Source organism: uncultured Nostoc sp., assembly GCF_964245445.1.
Classification (GTDB): Bacteria; Cyanobacteriota; Cyanobacteriia; order Cyanobacteriales; family Nostocaceae; genus Nostoc.
This window is the reverse complement of the sequence record NZ_CAXTNE010000409.1, coordinates 1-2,800: the sequence shown is the minus strand read 5'-3', so window position 1 is coordinate 2,800 and position 2,800 is coordinate 1. Positions and strand designations below refer to the sequence as shown.

General features: G+C 41.4%; 4 protein-coding genes. 2 read left to right on the top strand and 2 right to left on the bottom strand.

Going from position 1 to position 2,800, the window contains the following annotated elements; genetic code table 11:
• The first annotated feature begins 160 nt into the window (after nt 1-160).
• Nucleotides 161-610, top strand: coding sequence for a nucleoside-diphosphate kinase (ndk, locus tag ACFE90_RS36130; RefSeq protein ID WP_375507058.1), 450 nt, complete (start codon nt 161-163; stop codon nt 608-610).
• 69 nt (nt 611-679) lie between these two features.
• On the opposite strand, the gene ACFE90_RS36125 is transcribed toward ndk, so the two are convergent.
• Complete coding sequence (locus ACFE90_RS36125) at nt 680-1,402, bottom strand: TerC family protein (protein WP_375507057.1); 723 nt, start codon at nt 1,400-1,402, stop codon at nt 680-682.
• Between the two features lie 535 nt (nt 1,403-1,937).
• Nucleotides 1,938-2,237: a hypothetical protein gene (locus ACFE90_RS36120; RefSeq protein WP_375507056.1), complete on the bottom strand. Its 300-nt coding sequence runs from the start codon at nt 2,235-2,237 to the stop codon at nt 1,938-1,940.
• A 243-nt stretch (nt 2,238-2,480) separates the two neighbouring features.
• On the opposite strand from ACFE90_RS36120, the gene ACFE90_RS36115 reads away from it, so the two are divergent.
• Nucleotides 2,481-2,717 (top strand): DUF433 domain-containing protein, encoded by a 237-nt coding sequence (locus ACFE90_RS36115; RefSeq protein ID WP_375507055.1) that lies wholly within the window; start codon nt 2,481-2,483, stop codon nt 2,715-2,717.
• Nucleotides 2,718-2,800: the final 83 nt, after the last annotated feature.

Sequence of the window (2,800 nt, the reverse complement as noted above, 5' to 3'; positions counted from 1 at the left end):
GTCATTGGTCATTGGTCATTGGTCATTGGTCATTGGTCATTGGTCATTGGTCATTAGTGCAAAACCCTTAGACTCAAGACAGAGGATGACAAAGGACAAATGACAAATGACAATTGACAAATGACAAAATAAAAAATTCATTAAGTTTTTGGAGATAGCTTTGGAACGTACATTCTTAGCAATTAAGCCAGACGGAGTACAACGGGGATTAGTGGGGGAAATTATCCGTCGCTTTGAAACTAAAGGTTTTACCCTAGTTGGTTTAAAGTTTCTGAAAGTTAGTCGGGAATTGGCCCAACAACACTATGATGTTCACCGGGAACGTCCCTTTTTTGCTGGTTTAGTCGAATTTATCACTTCTAGTCCAGTGGTGGCGATGGTATGGGAAGGTGATGGTGTTATTGCATCTGCCAGAAAGATTATTGGTGCGACGAACCCTTTAACATCAGAGCCAGGAACGATTCGCGGCGACTTTGGTCTGGATATTGGTCGCAACTTAATCCACGGTTCTGATGCTCAAGAAACCGCGCAACGGGAAATAGCTCTATGGTTTAAGGATGAAGAATTAGTGAATTGGCAACCACACTTAACGCCTTGGTTGCACGAGTAAGACAATAGGGACTGGGGACTGGGGACTAGGAATTAGTTATTTCTCCCTGCCCCCTGCCCCCTGCTCTTTTTACTTCGAGACTTCGCTCTTTTCTGGTTCTACTTGGGACAATTCAGTGGCAACACGCTTGGAAAATCCCCAGCCTAAAATCAGGAAGATGGCAGCAATCATGATCCATTCTGGTGGAACTAAACTATCGTTCACCACTTTCAACAACAAGCGCAAGCCTACCAACGCTACAGTTACATAGCCTGCGTCTTCTAGGTTTTCATATTCGTCTAGCCAACGGATAAACAATCCCGCCATAAATCGCAGCGTAATAATACCAATTGTTGCACCCGTTAGCACTAGCCATTTTTCTTGAGAAACTGCGATCGCAGTTGTCACGCTATCCAAAGAAAATGCCAAATCTGTAAATGCAATCACGGGTATGGCTTGCAACAATGAATTAAAACGCGGCCCGTGATGGTGATCGTCCTTGGTTTCTTCTGAGGTAAAGTGTTGGAATACCAACCACAGCAGATAAGCAGCGCCCAATAATTCAAATTGCCAGAATTGTTGTACCCAAGTGGCAGTGAGAATCAAGGTGATTCGCAGCACATAAGCAACGACTAAACCAAAGTTCAAAGCTTTACGCTCAAGTTCTTTGTCTTCCAGCCCCCTAGCGATCGCAGCTAGGGCGATGGCATTGTCGGCAGATAACAGCGCCTCTAAAAGCACCAGGATCAGCAGAACTATAGGGGCTTCAACGCTGAAGTGAAAGTCGAGGTAATCAAAAATTCGGTCTAGCATTCCGGGTTTCTCAAGCAGAAAAAATTAAAATTTGACAAGAACAGAGATTTATATATTAAAAATCGCAATAAATTGCCACTCTAATCCAGCTTAACGTGCTTGTGGTGGATTTTGAAGAGGGTTAAATGTATGCGATCATAATTCGAGTGGGGTAATTTGCGTATAAGTCAATACACCAAAAGTTTTAACATCTAGTGAATGCGATCGCAATGAGCTGCTGTCAGTTCGCATCTAATAATTAGCTTATGAGAAAAAAATATGGTAAGAGTTTATGAATATTTCCTTAACGACCAAGCTTGATCACTAATACAGTGTTTTGCAACTACATGAGGTACACCCCTCCCCAACCCTCCTTGATGCTTTAGCTACGGTGTACACACAAGTCTAAAATAGCTGATTAACCAAGGTTTTATCCCTCCCTAACCCTCCCCTTTATAAGGGGAGGGAACTAGATTTCCGGCTTCCCCCCAATACATCGGGGGGATTAAGGGGGGTAATTCGACTTGGAGACTTCCAAGAAATAAATTGATATGTCCTATTGCATTAAAATCTGACGGATTAAAATACTCATTACCTCGCCTGGGTTGGCGGTTGGTAGTAGCGGACTCCAATCGCCGATGCTGGCGTAGCCAATCACTTGCAGATAGTGAATTGTGCTAGTAACTGCTTTTGGAGAACCTATTAATAAATGTTTAATCGGTTCTCTTTTCGGTAATTGATTTTCAGAAGATTGATTCAGGATGGGTGTATTTAAGTTTTCGCCCTCTAAGTACTGTCGTAATTTTGATTGGGCGAACTTCTGATTTTTTACAAACTTTTGTACTTGTGCCATCATTGTAATTGTCTCCCAGAATGGGGGTTTACAGAAAGGCGATCGCAGATTCTTGGCAGAGGGCGATCGCCTTTCTTATTTATATATTAAAGTATAATTTTATACTTGTAAATCCTTGAATCAAAAATAAATTAACAGTCAAAAGTATTTATTTGTAGCTACAATTATTTTTTTGCCGTCGCTATTTGGCATCTAGAATTAGCTTATGAGAACAAAAATATCGTCATAATTTATGAATATTTCTTTATGAATGACACACTTCTACAACGCATTACTCATAATCCAGATATCTGCCACAGTAAACTCTGTATTCGAGGACTTCGTTATCCAGTTGAGTTTATTTTGGAACTGCTTAGTTCTGGTATGAGTACTGAAGAAATATTGAAAGATTATGACGATTTAGAATCTGAAGATATTTTGGCTGTCTTGTTATTTGCTGCTCGACTGTGCCAAGTCAAAAGCATTCATCGAATTGCCTCATGAATCCTCTTGCACCCCACCCCAACCCTCCCCTTACCAAGGGGAGGGGGTAAACTTGCTTAATTTCCCCCCTTTATAAGCTACGG